This is a genomic window from Collimonas fungivorans (assembly GCF_028292705.1).
In the GTDB taxonomy this organism is placed as follows: domain Bacteria; phylum Pseudomonadota; class Gammaproteobacteria; order Burkholderiales; family Burkholderiaceae_D; genus Collimonas; species Collimonas fungivorans_B.
Window position 1 is genome coordinate 1 of sequence record NZ_JAQGLV010000364.1, and the last position, 15,645, is coordinate 15,645.

Sequence of the window (15,645 nt, forward strand, 5' to 3'; positions counted from 1 at the left end):
AGTGCTGTCGATTCCGCTGCCTGCGGTTCGACTATTCAGTGTAAGTGCCTATGAACCGACGCCGGCGGCGCGCTGCGCCACCGGCAGCCACCCACCATCCTCGTCATTGACTGGAGACCATCATGAATTATCTGTGCCTTGTCTACCTTGCCCAGGACAAACTGCATGCTTGTCCGGACAGCACTTGCTTTGCCTTCGTCGAGGAACTGCGCGACAGCGGCCACTTTGTTGCCGGACAAGCGCTGCAACCGACCGACACCGCCACCACCATCCGGGTGCGCAACGGCCAGATGTCCCTGACCGATGGCCCGTTCGCCGAAACCAAGGAACAGCTGGCGGGTTTCTACATGATAGAAGCCAAGGACCTCAACGAGGCGATCCACTGGGCTTCGAAGATCCCACCTGCGCGTTACGGCAGCATCGAAGTGCGCCCGGTGCGCGAGCTCGATGTCAGCGATATCGCTGCAACGCAGGCAACCGTCTGAATTATCTGAAAGGAACGATCATGCACAAGCAAATCTTCGTCAACCTGCCGGTCAAGGACTTGCCGAAATCGAAGGATTTCTTCAAGAGCCTCGGTTATGACTTCAACCCAAAATTCACCAACGACCAAGGGGCCTGCATGATCCTTGGCGAGAACCTGTACGCCATGCTGCTGGTCGAAGATTTTTTCCAGGGTTTTGCCAAACAGCCGGTGTGCGACGCCACCAAGCAGACCGAGGTGCTGGTCTGTGTTTCATGCGACAGCCGCGCCCAGGTCGACCAGCTGGTTGCCGGCGGTCGCGCTGCCGGAGCGAGGACCACGGAAGAACCGCAAGACTACGGCTTCATGTACAGCCACGGTTTCCGCGACCTGGACGGCCACGCATGGGAATTCGCGTATATGGAGCCGGCAGCCAGCGAGTAGCTTGCGGACAGGGACCGCTATCTTTGAGCAGAAGTGGTTTTCAGCTGCGCCTGCCATGTCTTCAGGTACTGGTCGATCAGGGAGGTGTGATATATCTGCGGTTCCGAATGCAACACTTCACTATCTTTGCCGGCGGATTTGATATCGTCGTTCTCCCAGGTGGCGACCAGGGTTTTGGCCTTGTCGAAAGCGGCGCTGAAGGAAGCGCTGCCAGGCAGGGATTTCTGGAAAAAAGCCCGTCCGAAATAGGTGAAGTCGTTGTCGTCGGAACAGCCGAAGGAAGTGCGGTCAGGACGCGCGGCGGCGATTACCATGGTGCGTTCGTCTTTTAACGGATTGATGAAACCGCCGGCGTAGCAGGCCGAAACCACCACAACCTTCCAGCGTATGCCGGACTCTGCCAGCATTTTCCCCAGTTCCGTGGCCTTGAGGTTGCGCAGCTCCATGCCGTTCTGGGCCAGCATCAGCTCGTGGTCGCGCGAACCATGGCTGGTCAGGTACAGGAACAGGATGTCCTTTTCCTTGTCCATCCGGCCGGCGATGGCGTTCAGGCTTTCGCGGATGCTGGTGACGGTCGCCATCGGCTGCTGCGACACCGTGTTGCGGCTGTTGACCAGCACTATCGAGCGCCCCTGGGTGCCGAAATCGCGGTCGAACTGCTGCCGCACAAAATCCGTTTCGCGGTGAAATACTTCTTGCGAACCGTCGCCGGCGACAGCCAGCAGGTACAGGTTGATCTTGCCCGGTTCACGCGGCGCGACTGCCGCCAGGGCCTTGTCGAGCAGGGCGCGCTGCTGGTACAGCGCGGTTTCTATGTTCTGCTTGGCTTGCGCTTCGGCTGCAGCATTTTCCAGGACGCCTTCGCTCCAGTTGCCGCTATCCTTGGTGCGGCCGTCTTTTTGTGGCGCGGCGTAAACCAGGGTGCCTTCGCCTTCATAGAAACCGTACGCAAAATTTCCTGTGTACTGGTCGCCTTTGGCATTCCGGTAGATTCCTTGGCCGTGGTATTTCCAGTTCTTGAATCCACCCTGGTAACTGCTGCCGTCCTTGCCGGTGTAGCGTCCCTGGCCGACCAGGCGTCCGCCGGAAAAAACGCCTTCGTAGACATTGCCCCCTGCATCGGTAAGCCGGCCGCCGCCGTCCGGCAGCCATTTCTTGAAAGCGCCGGTATAGCGGGAGCCGTTTTTCCTCTGGTAGAGGCCATGTCCGGCAAACTCTCCCTTGTCGAATTCTCCCACGTAGAATTCTTCACCCTTTACTTCGTACCGCCCTTTGCCCTGGTATTGGCCATCGGCGAATTCACCTTTATAAGTGCGTCCGTTCGGATACTTTATTTCACCTTTGCCGGCGTATGTCCCTTGCTTGAACTGGCCCGTGTATTCCTCGTTCCGGGACGTCAGTTTTCCGAGGCCGTCGAATTCGTTATTGGCGAAATGCCCGACGTACACCGTGCCGCTGGGATCGACAGCGCGGCCCTGGCCGGACCTCATGCCATCCTTGAACTCACCTTCGTACAGATAACCAAGATCTATCTGGTATTTTCCTTGGCCTGAAAACAACCCTTTTTCAAAGCCGCCCTCATAAGTCGCGCCGTTTTCCCATTCTATTTTCCCTTGGCCCTGCAGCTTGCCGTCTGCCAGCTGGCCGTAATATCGGCCGCCGTCGGGGGTAACTGCGTCCGGGACGGATGCAGCGGCGCAGACGGTCAGGAATCCCGAGAAAAACACACATATCGCAGTCGCCGCTAGTGCGCGGCCGCAGCTGCCTGTGCCGGCTTTGTTTTTATGCATGTATTTCCCTGTTTCCGAAGATTTTGAGCTGCCGCGAATTGCGGTACGGAAATTTAACATGAGAGCTTGTTTTTTGGATAAAAATCCAGCTTCCATCGCTATCGGTGTTGTTTCAGGCATGGAGGGCTGCCTCAATTCAATCTTCGTTATGTGCGCTAGCAGACGGTCAGCCGCAACTGCTTGCCGCACACTGCTGTTACTACCCCGACATCGTATTCGCCAACAACGCGATCTTCATCTCGGCCCGTGCATCTGACGGACCGGCAATATACCGGAGAACCAGTTTGGGCACCGTCGAGAACCATCTGATCGAGCTGCTTCCACGCAAGGATCGCCTGCACCTGCTGTCTGTCAGTGAGCAGGTAGAACTGGGGCTGGGTGAAGTGTTGTGCGAACCTGGCAACTCTATCCGCCATGTGTATTTCCCTACCGAAGCGTCGATTTCACTGGTTGCCCGGATTGAGGGCAGCCCCGGAGTGGAAGTCGGCATGGTAGGACGGGAAGGCATGCTGGGGGTGCAGATGGCGCTGGGTGTGGCGACAGCGCCGGTGCATGCAGTGGTGCAAAGCCCCGGCGCCGCACGGCGTGTCGGCGTCAATGATTTTCGCAGCGAGCTGGCGCATAGCCCGGCTTTGCTGCGCGCCATGCACCATTATTTGTATGTGCGCATGGCGCAGATGGCGACTTCGGCCGCCTGCCTGCGTTTTCACCTGATCGGTCCGCGCCTGGCGCGCTGGCTGCTGATGAGCCAGGACCGGGCGCATTCCGACAGCTTCCGCGTCACCCACGAATTCCTGGCCGCCATGCTCGGCGTGCGCCGCGAAGGCATCACCGCCGCCGCCAGCGCCTTGCAACGCAGCGGCTTGATAGAATACCGGCGCGGCAACCTCAAGGTACTCGACAGGCTTGGACTGGAAGCCGCGGCATGCGGCTGCTATGCCGTCGAACAGCAAGCTTATGCGGCGTTGTTATGCTGAAGGCCAGCAAGCTTGCCTGCCGGCGCCAATTCCTTATTTCCCGACTTCGTGGCCGATGACGCCGCCGACTGCGGCGCCGCCCACTGTGCCAAGCGCGCTGCCGTTGGTCAATACCGCACCGCCGACTGCGCCTACACCTGCGCCGATCGCCGTGTTCTGTCCGCGACGCGACATGCCGTCGCATGCGCCGAGGCCAAGCAACATGACAACAGTGATTGCTGTGGCAGTAAGTTTTTGCATGGTTTTCATAAGAACACCTCTTTATCAATACTCAGGCGTAGGGAAATGCCCTAGCCTTGGAGTCAACAGTAGCGGTAAAACCGGCCATGGTCGGTACGGTGGCGCACCTAGACCTATATTCAGGTTTCCAGTTTTGCATCCAGGGTAATCTTGGCATTGAGCAGCTTCGACACCGGGCAGCCTGTCTTGGCCTTGTCCGCCACCGCCTCGAAACTGGCCTGGGTTGCGCCGGGAATCCTGGCGACCAGGTCCAGGTGCACCGCGGTAATCGAGAAGCCGCCGTCAATTTTCTCCAGCGTCACCGCAGCGCTGGTCTTGATGCTTTCCGCGGTCATGCCGGCTTCGCCCAGCTGGGCCGCCAGGGCCATGCTGAAACAGCCGGCATGCGCTGCTGCGATCAATTCTTCAGGATTGGTTCCGGGGCCGTCCTCAAAACGTGTATTGAAGCCATATTGGGCATTGGCCAGTAGTCCGCTTTGGGTCGAGATATTGCCTTTGCCATCCTTGAGGCCGCCGCTCCAGGCTGCCGATGCTGTACGTTTCATAACCATGTCTCCTAGGTAAAAAAAGATTTGTCATGCGTTGAAGGTTGCAGGACACAATCCCACGCTGCACTGGCTGCTGTCAGTTCGATAGCCAACATAGGAGTCACGCACAGTGCGGCAAGCGGTTGCCTTGCCGATGCATTCGTGGCAGCATGTTCCGCAGGGCTTTTTGCAGTCTGCAGTCATCACTGGGAGCAACCAGCAATGAATATCGACGAGCTGAAGTCGGTGGCCAGCGCCATCGTGGCAGGACAGAAGGGCATCTTGGCGGCGGATGAAAGCGGACCGACCATCAAGAAGCGGTTTGATGTCATCAAACTCGAGTGCAGCGAAGAAAACCGCCGCCGTTATCGTGAAATCCTGTTTTCCACCGAGGGTGTCGAGCCCTATCTCGGCGGCGTCATCCTGTACGACGAAACACTGCGCCAGAGCGCGACCGACGGCACGCCTTTTGCCGAGCTGCTGGCGCGGCGCGGTATCATCCCCGGCATCAAGGTCGACAGCGGCGCCAAGCCGCTGGCCCTGCATGCGGGCGAGAAAATCACCGAAGGGCTGGACGGCTTGCGCGAGCGCCTGCTGGAGTACCAGCAACTGGGAGCCAGGTTCGCCAAGTGGCGCGGCGTGATCGAGATCAGCGAGCAAGGCATTCCGACAAGTTCCGCGATCCAGGCAAACGCCCACGCCCTGGCGCGTTATGCCGCGCTGTGCCAGGAGGTCGGGATTGTGCCTATCGTCGAGCCGGAAGTGCTGATGGACGGCTCGCACGACATCGCGCGCTGCGAAGCGGTGACTTCAAAGGTGCTGGAAATCGTGTTTGCCGAGCTGGATAACCAGCGCGTTGTGTTCGAGGGCATGCTGCTCAAGCCGAACATGGTGATCGCCGGCATGAAGTGTCCGCAGCAAGCCGGTGTGCAGCAAGTGGCCGAAGCCACCATGCGTTGCCTGACGCGTTATGTGCCGGCAACGGTTCCTGGCATCGTGTTCCTGTCCGGCGGCCAAAGCGCGCAAGACGCGACCGCGCATCTGGATGCAATGAACAAGCTTGGCGCGCATCCGTGGCCGGTCAGTTTCTCCTACGGCCGGGCGTTGCAGGCGCCGGTGCTGACCACCTGGAAGGGCCAGGAACAGAACGTGGCTGAAGCGCAAAAAATCTTTTTCCATCGTTGCCGGTTGAACGGCCTGGCGCATGCCGGGCAGTACGACAGCGCGATGGAAAATGCCTCTGCATAAGATGGTCGTACATCCCGCGTCATCGCGGGATGCGGATCAGCCGCCGGCGTTGCGTATTTTTGCAACCGCTGGCGAGCGCAGCCGGAAACCGTCCGGCATGCCCGCGCCCAGCAGCGGCTGCAGGTAAAGCCGGAAGGCATCGGTGACGTCGGTGCCGCTGGCGGCGATCAGCTCGTCTTCCATAACCCGGGTCTTGCCTGCCACCACATCCAGGTCCAGCAATTCATAGTTGACCGCGTAGTTGATCGAATAAGCGCCGCTGCGCTTGATGGCGACGGTGCCGTTGCGCTTGCCGTGGATGGCAAACTGCAGCGCTTTTTCACCGACTTCGCGCGCTTCGCGCTGGTCCACATCCGAGACGCAACCCATGAACGAGCGCTGCAGGTAACCGAAGGTATCGCCGCGCACGCGCTTGATGTTCAGTTTCGATTTGATCTCTTCGCACAGCAGGTCAGCCAGGGCGCCGTTGCCGGACAGCTGCACGTTGCCATGGTCGTCGCGCTCCACCGTCTTCGCCAGCAGGCTGGCGATAGGCGTGCCGGATGCATCGTGTATGCCTTCCGATACGGCGATCACGCAGCGGCCGAAACGCTGGTAGGCCTGCTTCACATCGGCCAGGAAATTTTCCAGCACAAAGACCCGTTCCGGCAGGTAGATCAGGTGCGGACCGTCATCGGCAAATTTCCTGCCCAGTGCTGAGGCCGCCGTCAGGAAGCCGGCATGCCGGCCCATCACCACGCCGACATAGACGCCGGGCAGGGCGGCGTTGTCCAGGTTGGCGCCGGCAAACGCCTGCGCCACGAAGCGCGCGGCCGACGGGAAGCCCGGCGTGTGATCGTTGCTGACCAGATCGTTGTCGATGGTCTTCGGGATATGGATGCAGCGCAGGGGGAAGGCCAGCTTTTCCGCTTCCAGGCTGAGGATGCGCAGGGTGTCGGATGAGTCGTTGCCGCCTATGTAGAAGAAGTGGTTGATCTGGTGCGCCTGCAGCACCTGGATGATCTCCTGGCAATACTTGAGGTCGGGTTTGTCGCGCGTCGATCCCAGCGCGGAAGACGGGGTGTTGGCCACCAGCTCCAGGTTGGCGCCGGTTTCCTGGCCGAGGTCGAGGAAGTCTTCGTTGACGATGCCGCGCACGCCGTTGCGGGCGCCGTACACCAGGTCGACATCGGACACGCCGCGCGCCGCCAGCACTACTCCCACCAGGGACTGATTGATGACGGCGGTCGGGCCGCCGCCTTGCGCGATAAGGATTCTTCGGGGGTGCATGGGATTCCTCCTTGAGCCATCGTTGAATGGAGCTGTCTGCTCGATTCTACCTCCATCGCGCGGGCGCCGGCCAATCGCTTTATTTGCCCCAGATTTTCTTGTACTCGTTGCGGTAGCCGTTATTCGGTTCAAAGGTATTTTGCTGGCCGCCGTGGAACGCAATGTTCTGTTCAGTCACCAGGTAGACCGGGGTGGTATAGGCGCTGGCTTGTTCACCGGAAAATGAGCGGTTCAATTCATCGACGATTTGCCACCCTTGCAGGCTGAACGGCTCCGGCACCGTGGCGAGCTGGACCGTTTTGCTGCGGATGCGCTGGTAGGCCGATTCGGAACCTTCGCCGGCAGACAGTGCTTCGATCTTGTTGCTGGCGATGATCGCGGCCGCGGCCGGCGTCGCCAGCAGGTCAAGGTAGTTGTCGTTGACGCCGATGATGTGCGTCCATTTCTTGCCGAAGCGCTGCGCCAGCGCAGTCAGCAGCGCCGGCATCTTGTCGGCCGTGGTAGTGGCCGGCAATGCTTCTACGCTGAGCAGGGTGCAGCTGCGGCACTGCTTGACCACCGCCGCCACTTCATTCGATTTCGACTGGGCGTACAGGCTGTTGGGATCGGTGAAGACGACTACCCCGGCCTTGCCGTTGGAATTGACTACGCCGAGCAAGGTCGCGATGGTCGCCTCTTCCTTGGGATCGGCGGTAACGTTGGTAAATAAACCGTCGCTCGGGCCTATCCTGGTGGAGGCGTGCCAGCCGACCACCGGCACGCTCTGGGCGTGGGAAGCATTCATTTCCTTGGGCTGTTCGTTGGCGTCGATCCCGGCCAGGACGATGCCGTTTGGCTTCAGCGCCAGCGCCCGGCTGAAAGCTTCCGCGTGTTTGCTGTTGACGCCCCAGCAATCGATCACGAACACGTCCCAGCCGGCCACCGCCGCCGCTTCCTTGACGCCGTTGGCGACGCGCAGCACGCTGTTGTTCTTCAGGTTCGAGGCGATCAGCACGATCGATTTTTTCTGCGCTGCGATTTTGGGGCCGCTGGTGGGGCCGTCCCAGCTGGTTTTGAAGGCCATCGCCTTGGCGATCTTGGCATTGGCGCGGTTCAGGAACAAGGTCGGATCTTCCTGTGCGAAGGCGGAACTGATAAGGCCGAAGACAAGTGCTACCGTTACGAAATTAAAATGTGTCAATTTCATTATTTTTATCCGGATTTGACTGCGTATGGTCGGAGCGGATTTCCCGCCTGTCTTTTTTATTGCAAACTATTCGTTGCAGACTACTCCCTGTATTGCAAAATACACACATCTCCCTGAGCCAGTACTGACGCCGCTTTCAAGCAAAACAACGAACAAAAAAGCGGCGCCGGCGATAGCGTGCCTTAGCTTACGCAAAGGTTAAATAATTGTCTATTGGAAATCGGTGCCGGAATCGGCGACAGGCTTTATTTTTTTGAAGCGCCTGGAATTTCAAGCATTTCGGCGGCAAGGCAGGGGCAATTTGTCGCGAGGGATGATAAATAAACAAAAGGGCTGCCCGTCGCGATGACGGGCAGCCCTTTATCGATTGCAGCGATGCCGGCTGATTGCCGTGTCAGGTCAGCGCCGAGGTCACTTTCAAGACTTCTTCCACCGTGGTCACGCCTTCCAGCACCTTCAGCGCGCCGGCCAGGCGCAGCGGTTTCATGCCGTCGCGGATGCTTTGCTGTTTCAGCGCATGGATGTCGGTTTCGGTCTGGATCAGTTTCGAGAACGGCTGGGTCACAGTCAGCAGCTCGTACAAGCCGGTACGGCCGCGGTAGCCGGTCTGGCGGCATTCCGGGCAGCCGACCGGATGGTAGACGTTGGCCGGCTTGGGCACGTTCCAGTTTTCCACCAGCGTGGCCCAGACGTCGTCGGCGACCTGGCCGTCGGCGCTCTTGCAGTGGGTGCACAGGGTGCGCACCAGGCGCTGCGCCATGATGCCGATCAAGGTGGTTTCCAGCAGGTAGTACGGCACGCCCAGTTCCAGCAGGCGCATCACCGCCGACGGCGCATCGTTGGTATGCAGGGTCGACAGCACCAGGTGGCCGGTGAGGGCGGCCTGGATCGCCATTTCGGCGGTTTCCAGGTCGCGGATTTCACCCACCATGATGATGTCTGGATCCTGCCGCATCAGGGCCCGCACGCCGTCGGCGAAGGTGAGGTCGATGCCGTGGTTGACCTGCATCTGGTTGAACGAGGCTTCCACCATTTCGATCGGGTCTTCCACCGAGCAGACGTTGACTTCAGAGGTGGCCAGCGCCTTGAGCGTGGTGTACAGCGTGGTGGTCTTGCCGGAGCCGGTCGGTCCGGTCACCAGGATGATGCCGTGCGGGCGCTTGGTCAGTGCATCCCAGCGCAGGGCGTCGTCGGCTGGAAAGCCGAGTTCCGGCAAGGTCTTGACCACCACCTCCGGATCGAAAATCCGCATCACCAGCTTTTCGCCGAAGGCGGTCGGCAGCGTCGACAAACGCAGCTCGATTTCCTGGCCGCCGGCGGTGCGGGTCTTGATCCGGCCATCCTGTGGCCGGCGCTTTTCGATGACGTCCATCCGCCCCAGCAGCTTGATGCGCGCGGTCATGGCGATCATGACCACTGCCGGCACCTGGTACACCTGGTGCAGGACGCCGTCGATGCGGAAACGGATGGCGCTGAAGTCGCGCTTGGGTTCCATGTGGATGTCGGAGGCGCGCTGTTCGAACGCGTACTGCCACAGCCAGTCGACGATGTTGACGATGTGCTGGTCATTGGCGTCGACCTGCTTGTTCGACTTGCCCAGTTCGACCAGCTGCTCGAAGTTGTTGCGCAGCGCCAGTTCCTGGCCGCCCGATTTGTGGGCGCTCTTGATCGATTTCGCCAGCGTGAAGAACTGCGTGATGTATTGCGTGATGTCGAGCGGGTTGGCGATCACCAGGCGGATATTGCGGCGTGAAATCTTGGCGATCTCGGCCTGCCATTCGGTGCGGAACGGTTCGGCGGTGGCGATCACCAGGTCGGTCAGGCTCAGCTCGACCGGCAGGATGTTGAAGCGGGTGGCGTAGCTGGCGGACATGACATCGGCCACCTTGGCGAAATCGATCTTCAGCGGATCGATGCGGTAGAACGGCATCTGCACCTGGCGCGCCAGCCATTCGGTCAGCCATTCGAGGGTGATGGCGCGATGCGGCGGCAGCGCCGACTGGCGCTTGCACTGGGCTACCGCATTGAGCGGATGGATCGCGATCGGGGCGTTGCGGAAAATTCCCTGCGCCTGGGTATAGAAGGCCTTCACCTCGTTCTTGTCAACCGTGCCGTCGTTCAGCAGCCAGGTGAAGATCTGCTGCAGGTCTAGTATTTTGGGCGATGCAGTGTTCATTGCGATAGGAGTATCGGTGGGTTGAACTGCGGGTTGAGCAGCGTTTGTCTGGTATGCCATGGCTTCAAGCCTAGTCTGTTACTGCGGCGAATGCCAGGCCTTCAGGCCGTTGACCCAGGACTTGGCGGGCAGCTTGGTGGCGGCGGTGATTTCGGCGGCGCGCTCATAGAGGGCGCTGAAATCGACCGGCGGCGCCTTCTTGAAAGCGATGGCGATCACATTGCCTTCGTGGACTTCCGGCAGGCACCAGACATCGTCGAAGGCAAACATCATGGCTTTCAGGTTTTTGGCATAGCTGGGGTGGTCGCCGAACAGGTTGACGGTCATGACGCCATAGTCCGTCAGGCAGGCGGCGCAAGCGCTGTAGAACTCGGGCGTGTCCAGCACCGGGCCGCGCGCGGTGGCGTCGTACAGGTCAACCTGGAGGGCGTCGATGCTGCCGTGGTTGAGCGGGTCCATGACAAAATCCATGGCGTCCATCTCGAGCACCGACAGCCGCTCGTCGTCGGGCGGCAGCTTGAACATGGAGGAGCAAATCGCCAGCACCGAGGGGTTCAGTTCAATCGCGGTGACGCGCGCGGCGGGAAACTGGCGGTAGCTGAACTTGGTCAGCGCCGCGGTGCCCAGGCCCAGCTGCACGATGTGCTGCGGTTCCGGGTTGAACAGCATCCAGGCCATCATCTGCTGCGCGTATTCGAGTTCCGGCCAGTCCGGCTTGCGCAGCCGCATGGCGCCTTGCACCCACTCGGTGCCGAAATGCAGGAAGCGCACGCCGTCCTGTTCGGACAGTGTGACCGGGGCAAACTTGGGTTTGCGCGGCGGTTTTGGTGTGTCTTTTTTTGCAACTTCGGAGCGTTTGCGCGGGCCGTCCATGCGGTTGGCGTCGGCTTCTATGGATTTGCGTTTGATCAGCATTAGCGGAATAAATAGCGTCAGGTAAAAATGTAGGGCAATGATACCGTCCCCAGCAGCAACTAGCGCTAAATATTGTCTGATTAGGACGGTCAACCATGCCGGTGGCCGCTACTGCCTGTTTTTTGTAAGCGCTCAGGCCAGGCAGTCCCGCAGCGCCAGCCAGGCTTCCAGCTTTTCCGCATACGGCCGGGTATAGGCCGGGCTGCTGGAGGGGAGCAGGATGATGCGGTAATCCGCGGCCTGCGGTCCCAGCGCCTTGAGTCCGAGCCTGGCGGCGGTGCCGCCGTTGAAGGCGATGGCGGCCAGCCGCGGCAGGCTGGCGGCGAGGCTGGGCAAGTCGTTGTGGACATGGTCGCGGATATTGCTGTCCAGGCTGCCGTCGCGCTGCGCTTCCGCCACCACATCCCACAAGCCTATGTGCCTGGCCAGCAGAGCTTGCAAGCGGTCGCCATAGGGCAGCGCCGGCAGGTCGACGCCGGCCACTTCCGCCAGCAGTTTCCAGAAGCGGTTTTGCGGATGGGCGTAATACTGGCTGTGCGCCAGCGACACGTTGCCCGGCAGGCTGCCCAGTATCAACAGGCGGACCTGCTCATCGACTACCGGCGGAAAGCTGCGCTTGCGGGTCATCAGGGTCAGGAATGGAACTGGCGCAGGCCGTCCAGGTCGAGGATGGTGATGCTGCCGTAATCGACTTTCAGCAGCCCGGCTTTTTCCAGCACCTGCAGCGCCTGGTTGGCGCGCTGGCGCGAGGCGCCGGAAAGATTGCCGACTTCTTCCTGGGAAATCTGCAGCTCGCGGCCGATGCCGGGATTCAGGTAGGGATTGAACAGCGCCGCCAGGCAACGCGCCACGCGCGCGTCCGGCTCCAGCATGCGGTCGTATTCCACCAGCGAGATGAACAGCGCCAGCCGCTCGTTGAGCTGCGTGACCAGGAAGCGGTTGAACTGGATGCTGTTGTCGAGCAGCCATAGGTAAGTGGTTTTCGGCATGTACAGCAGCTCGCTGTCGCGCAGCGCCACCACATCGTATTTGCGCGGTTCGCTCTTGAGCAAGGAACCTTCGCCCAGCCAGCCGCCGTTCGCCATGCCGGCAAAGGATACCGTTTTGCCTTCGGGGGAAACGCTGCTCATCTTCAGCAGCCCTTCATGCACGCCGATCCAGTGGGTGACCGGATCACCCTTGCGGCAGACAAAGGCGCCGCCGGCGATCTTGCGGCTGAACATCTCGGCTTCCACCCGCGCCAGCTGCGCATCGGTGAGTGCCCGCGCCCACATGGTCTTGGCCAGCATGTCTTGAATCGAAGTTTCTTTGATCATTATGATGCGCTGCAATATCGCGGGTCGTTCGCGGGTCGTTTGGGTCGTTTAATAAATATTTCGGCAATTGTCTGCGAGATGACAACCCCATCTCCCGACTGACACTACTATCATCGCACAAAAGCAGCACATAACCGGCTAGAGTAAGTGCGACGTAAGCATGCCGGCCCAGACTGACTTGACACTGACAGGCACATGGCTTCGACCTCGATGCCGTGGGACCAGATAAAAAAGGTGGGACGATGGTGGAGACAACACGACGTCCAGGAGTGCAGACATTTCCAGACCTGCTCCTGAAACATGCACAGGAACGCCCGCAGCAGCCGGCGTTCCGGGAAAAAGATCTCGGCATCTGGCAGGCCACCAGCTGGGCCCAGGTGGCCGGCGAAGTGCGGGCTTTTGCCTGCGGCCTGGCGGCGCTCGGTTTCCGGCGCGGCATGAGCCTGGCGATTGTCGGCAATAACTGCCCGCGGCTGTATTGGGCGATGTCTGCTGCCCAGTGCCTGGGCGGGATGCCGGTGCCGCTCTACCAGGACGCCCCTGCGGCCGACATGGCTTACGTGCTGGATGACGCTGAAATCGATTTTGTGGTGGTGGAAGACCAGGAGCAGGTCGACAAGGTGTTCGAGATCAAGCAGACGCTGTTGCGCATCAGCCGCATCATCGTCGATGACGAACGCGGCCTGCGCAATTACCATCAGCCCGAATTGTCTTCCTTTGCCAAGGTGGTGGAGATAGGGCGCGCCTATGACCTGGCGCATCCCGGTTTTTTCATGAACGAAGTCGACGCCGGGCGCGCCGACGACATCGCCATCATCCTGTACACCTCCGGCACCACCGGCAAACCGAAAGGCGTGTGCCATTCGCATGCGGCGATGATCGCCACCGCGCGCACGCTGGTCGAGTTCGACCAGCTGGACCAGGACGACGACCTGCTGTGCTACCTGCCGCTGGCCTGGGTCGGCGATTTCCTGTATTCGTTTGCGCAGGCGCATGTCGCCGGCTTCTGCCTGAACTGCCCGGAATCGCCGAATACCGTGATGACCGACTTGCGCGAGATCGGGCCGACCTATTATTTTGCACCGCCGCGCATCTACGAAAACATCCTGACCCAGGTCATGATCCGGATCGAAGACGCCGGCTGGATCAAGCGCAAGCTGTTCCACGCGTTCATGGGCATCGCCCGCCGCGTCGGCATACGCATACTCGACAAGAAGCCGGATGTGTCGCTGGCCGACCGCCTGCTGTACGGACTCGGCAACCTGCTGATCTACGGCCCGCTGAAGAATGTGCTGGGCATGTCGCGGATCCGTGTCGCCTACACCGGCGGCGAAGCGATCGGCCCCGACCTGTTCGACTTCTACCGTTCGCTGGGCATCAACCTGAAGCAGCTGTACGGCATGACCGAAACCTGCGTCACCGTCTGCATGCAGCCTTCCGGCGACGTCAAGCTGGACACGGTAGGGCGGCCGATGAAAGGCGTAGAAGTGCATATCGACGCCAAGGGCGAGGTGCTGGTGCGCTCGCCCGGCTTGATGAAATCCTATTTCAAGCGGCCTGAGGCCACCGCCGAGGCTATCGACGCCGACGGCTATTTCCACACCGGCGACGCCGGGTTTTTCGATGGCGACGGCCACTTGAAAATCATCGACCGCGCCAAGGATGTGGGCAAGATGGCCGGCGGCACCCTGTTTGCGCCGAAGTACATAGAAAACAAGCTGAAATTCTTTCCCTTCGTCAAAGAAGCGGTAGTGTTCGGCAACCAGCGCCAGCAATGCACCGCCTTCATCAACATCGACATGGATGCGGTCGGCAACTGGGCCGAACGGCGCAACCTGGCCTACAGCAGTTACGCCGACCTCGCCGCGCAGCAGGCGGTGTACGCGCTGATCGCCGGCTGCGTGGAAAAGGTCAATGCCGACCTGGTGCAAGATCCTTTGCTGGCGGCGTCGCAGATTCATCGCTTCCTGATCCTGCACAAGGAACTGGATGCCGACGACGATGAGCTGACGCGCACTCGCAAGGTGCGGCGCGATTTCATCGCAGGCAAGTACGCTGTGCTGATCGAGGCCCTGTATGGCGGCAAGCGATCGCAGTACATAGAAACCCAGGTCAAGTTCGAAGACGGCCGGCAGGGCATGATCGCTGCCGACCTGCAGATCGCCGACGCCAGGACTTTTAACTCTTTCGATAAAGCGGCTTGACTGAGATGAGTGCGATCATGAAAAGACATGTCACGGCAGAAGTCCTGCCGGCAGAACCGGCGCCGCCGGCCGCGGCCTTGCACAAACCGGAGCAGCAGGTGATGGGCCGCGAGCGCAACATCGGCGAAGTGGTGCTCGACCTGCAGAATATTTCGCTGTCGTTCGGCGGCGTCAAGGCGCTTACCGATATCTCGTTCAATGTGAAAGAGCATGAGATCCGCGCCATCATCGGCCCCAACGGCGCCGGCAAGAGTTCGATGATCAACGTCATCAACGGCGTCTATCATCCGCAAAAAGGCAGCATCGTATTCCATGGCGTACCGCGGCACAGCATGCATCCCAGCAAAGTGGCGCGGCAGGGGATTGCGCGCACCTTTCAGAACATCGCCTTGTTCAAGGGCATGACGGTGCTGGACAACATCATGACCGGCCGCAATACCAAGATGCACTCCGGCCTGCTGGCCAACGCCATCTGGTGGGGGCGGGCGCGCAACGAGGAAATGCAGCACAGGCGCAAGGTGGAGGAGGTGATCGATTTCCTGGAAATCCAGCACATCCGCAAGACGCCGGTCGGGCGCTTGCCTTACGGCTTGCAAAAGCGGGTGGAGCTGGCGCGCGCACTGGCTGCCGAACCAAGCATGCTGCTGCTGGACGAACCGATGGCCGGCATGAACGTCGAGGAGAAGCAGGACATGTGCCGCTTCATCCTGGATGTCAACGACCAGTTCGGCAGCACCATCGTGCTGATCGAGCATGACATGGGAGTGGTGATGGATATCTCGGACCGGGTGGTGGTGCTTGATTACGGCAAGAAGATCGGCGACGGCACGCCGGACGAAGTCATGAACAATCCCGAAGTCATCAAAGCCTACCTCGGCAGCTCGCACTGA

15 protein-coding genes are annotated in these 15,645 nt (G+C 60.3%); 6 read left to right on the forward strand and 9 right to left on the reverse strand.

Annotation, left to right across the window (positions count from 1 at the left end; genetic code table 11):
• The first annotated feature begins 122 nt into the window (after positions 1-122).
• Together JWQ61_RS20165 and JWQ61_RS20170 are read left to right on the forward strand one after the other, a co-directional pair.
• The gene (locus tag JWQ61_RS20165; protein WP_061540632.1) at positions 123-485 is read left to right on the forward strand and encodes a YciI family protein; all 363 of its coding nucleotides are present in this window, start codon (positions 123-125) and stop codon (positions 483-485) included.
• Between the two features lie 20 nt (positions 486-505).
• Positions 506-907 (forward strand): VOC family protein, encoded by a 402-nt coding sequence (locus JWQ61_RS20170; RefSeq protein WP_304362081.1) that lies wholly within the window; start codon positions 506-508, stop codon positions 905-907.
• Between the two features lie 17 nt (positions 908-924).
• Here JWQ61_RS20170 and JWQ61_RS20175 read toward each other — a convergent pair whose 3' ends face one another.
• Positions 925-2,697 (reverse strand): C13 family peptidase, encoded by a 1,773-nt coding sequence (locus JWQ61_RS20175; RefSeq protein ID WP_304362082.1) that lies wholly within the window; start codon positions 2,695-2,697, stop codon positions 925-927.
• A gap of 284 nt (positions 2,698-2,981) precedes the next feature.
• On the opposite strand from JWQ61_RS20175, the gene JWQ61_RS20180 reads away from it, so the two are divergent.
• On the forward strand, positions 2,982-3,674 hold the full coding sequence (locus JWQ61_RS20180) for a Crp/Fnr family transcriptional regulator (RefSeq protein WP_304362083.1): 693 nt from the start codon (positions 2,982-2,984) through the stop codon (positions 3,672-3,674).
• A gap of 33 nt (positions 3,675-3,707) precedes the next feature.
• On the opposite strand, the gene JWQ61_RS20185 is transcribed toward JWQ61_RS20180, so the two are convergent.
• Complete coding sequence (locus JWQ61_RS20185; protein WP_061540627.1) at positions 3,708-3,923, reverse strand: glycine zipper 2TM domain-containing protein; 216 nt, start codon at positions 3,921-3,923, stop codon at positions 3,708-3,710.
• Positions 3,924-4,033: 110 nt separating this feature from the next.
• Positions 4,034-4,465: an OsmC family protein gene (locus tag JWQ61_RS20190; protein ID WP_304362084.1), complete on the reverse strand. Its 432-nt coding sequence runs from the start codon at positions 4,463-4,465 to the stop codon at positions 4,034-4,036.
• Positions 4,466-4,663: 198 nt separating this feature from the next.
• Between JWQ61_RS20190 and JWQ61_RS20195 the strand changes: the two genes are divergently transcribed.
• Positions 4,664-5,689, forward strand: a complete 1,026-nt coding sequence (locus JWQ61_RS20195) for a class I fructose-bisphosphate aldolase (RefSeq protein ID WP_304362085.1) — start codon at positions 4,664-4,666, stop codon at positions 5,687-5,689.
• Between the two features lie 36 nt (positions 5,690-5,725).
• On the opposite strand, the gene JWQ61_RS20200 is transcribed toward JWQ61_RS20195, so the two are convergent.
• The 6 genes from JWQ61_RS20200 to JWQ61_RS20225 form a co-directional block, all read right to left on the reverse strand.
• Positions 5,726-6,958 carry a 6-phosphofructokinase gene (locus tag JWQ61_RS20200; protein WP_304362086.1) on the reverse strand — a complete coding sequence of 411 codons (1,233 nt, stop codon included), beginning with the start codon at positions 6,956-6,958 and terminating at the stop codon, positions 5,726-5,728.
• A gap of 79 nt (positions 6,959-7,037) precedes the next feature.
• Positions 7,038-8,144 (reverse strand): substrate-binding domain-containing protein, encoded by a 1,107-nt coding sequence (locus JWQ61_RS20205; RefSeq protein WP_304362087.1) that lies wholly within the window; start codon positions 8,142-8,144, stop codon positions 7,038-7,040.
• Between the two features lie 394 nt (positions 8,145-8,538).
• Positions 8,539-10,320: a GspE/PulE family protein gene (locus JWQ61_RS20210; protein WP_304362088.1), complete on the reverse strand. Its 1,782-nt coding sequence runs from the start codon at positions 10,318-10,320 to the stop codon at positions 8,539-8,541.
• Positions 10,321-10,398: 78 nt separating this feature from the next.
• Entirely contained in the window at positions 10,399-11,235 is an 837-nt protein-coding gene (locus tag JWQ61_RS20215) for a spermidine synthase (RefSeq protein WP_304362089.1), read from the reverse strand.
• A 132-nt stretch (positions 11,236-11,367) separates the two neighbouring features.
• Positions 11,368-11,862 carry a DNA-deoxyinosine glycosylase gene (locus JWQ61_RS20220; RefSeq protein WP_304362090.1) on the reverse strand — a complete coding sequence of 165 codons (495 nt, stop codon included), beginning with the start codon at positions 11,860-11,862 and terminating at the stop codon, positions 11,368-11,370.
• 5 nt (positions 11,863-11,867) lie between these two features.
• Positions 11,868-12,524, reverse strand: a complete 657-nt coding sequence (locus JWQ61_RS20225) for a Crp/Fnr family transcriptional regulator (protein WP_304362110.1) — start codon at positions 12,522-12,524, stop codon at positions 11,868-11,870.
• 269 nt (positions 12,525-12,793) lie between these two features.
• Between JWQ61_RS20225 and JWQ61_RS20230 the strand changes: the two genes are divergently transcribed.
• On the forward strand, positions 12,794-14,755 hold the full coding sequence (locus tag JWQ61_RS20230) for a long-chain fatty acid--CoA ligase (protein WP_304362091.1): 1,962 nt from the start codon (positions 12,794-12,796) through the stop codon (positions 14,753-14,755).
• A gap of 5 nt (positions 14,756-14,760) precedes the next feature.
• The gene (locus tag JWQ61_RS20235; protein ID WP_120235486.1) at positions 14,761-15,645 is read left to right on the forward strand and encodes an ABC transporter ATP-binding protein; all 885 of its coding nucleotides are present in this window, start codon (positions 14,761-14,763) and stop codon (positions 15,643-15,645) included.

What these genes read in the sequence shown, in the direction of transcription:
- JWQ61_RS20230 (WP_304362091.1), top strand. Translation starts at nt 12,794, where the DNA reads ATGGTGGAGACAACACGACGTCCAGGAGTGCAGACATTTCCAGACCTG.
- JWQ61_RS20200 (WP_304362086.1), bottom strand. Translation starts at nt 6,958, where the DNA reads ATGCACCCCCGAAGAATCCTTATCGCGCAAGGCGGCGGCCCGACCGCC.
- JWQ61_RS20190 (WP_304362084.1), bottom strand. Translation starts at nt 4,465, where the DNA reads ATGGTTATGAAACGTACAGCATCGGCAGCCTGGAGCGGCGGCCTCAAG.
- JWQ61_RS20170 (WP_304362081.1), top strand. Translation starts at nt 506, where the DNA reads ATGCACAAGCAAATCTTCGTCAACCTGCCGGTCAAGGACTTGCCGAAA.
- JWQ61_RS20215 (WP_304362089.1), bottom strand. Translation starts at nt 11,235, where the DNA reads ATGCTGATCAAACGCAAATCCATAGAAGCCGACGCCAACCGCATGGAC.
- JWQ61_RS20165 (WP_061540632.1), top strand. Translation starts at nt 123, where the DNA reads ATGAATTATCTGTGCCTTGTCTACCTTGCCCAGGACAAACTGCATGCT.
- JWQ61_RS20175 (WP_304362082.1), bottom strand. Translation starts at nt 2,697, where the DNA reads ATGCATAAAAACAAAGCCGGCACAGGCAGCTGCGGCCGCGCACTAGCG.
- JWQ61_RS20235 (WP_120235486.1), top strand. Translation starts at nt 14,761, where the DNA reads ATGAGTGCGATCATGAAAAGACATGTCACGGCAGAAGTCCTGCCGGCA.
- JWQ61_RS20220 (WP_304362090.1), bottom strand. Translation starts at nt 11,862, where the DNA reads ATGACCCGCAAGCGCAGCTTTCCGCCGGTAGTCGATGAGCAGGTCCGC.
- JWQ61_RS20195 (WP_304362085.1), top strand. Translation starts at nt 4,664, where the DNA reads ATGAATATCGACGAGCTGAAGTCGGTGGCCAGCGCCATCGTGGCAGGA.
- JWQ61_RS20225 (WP_304362110.1), bottom strand. Translation starts at nt 12,524, where the DNA reads ATGCTGGCCAAGACCATGTGGGCGCGGGCACTCACCGATGCGCAGCTG.
- JWQ61_RS20210 (WP_304362088.1), bottom strand. Translation starts at nt 10,320, where the DNA reads ATGAACACTGCATCGCCCAAAATACTAGACCTGCAGCAGATCTTCACC.
- JWQ61_RS20205 (WP_304362087.1), bottom strand. Translation starts at nt 8,144, where the DNA reads ATGAAATTGACACATTTTAATTTCGTAACGGTAGCACTTGTCTTCGGC.
- JWQ61_RS20185 (WP_061540627.1), bottom strand. Translation starts at nt 3,923, where the DNA reads ATGAAAACCATGCAAAAACTTACTGCCACAGCAATCACTGTTGTCATG.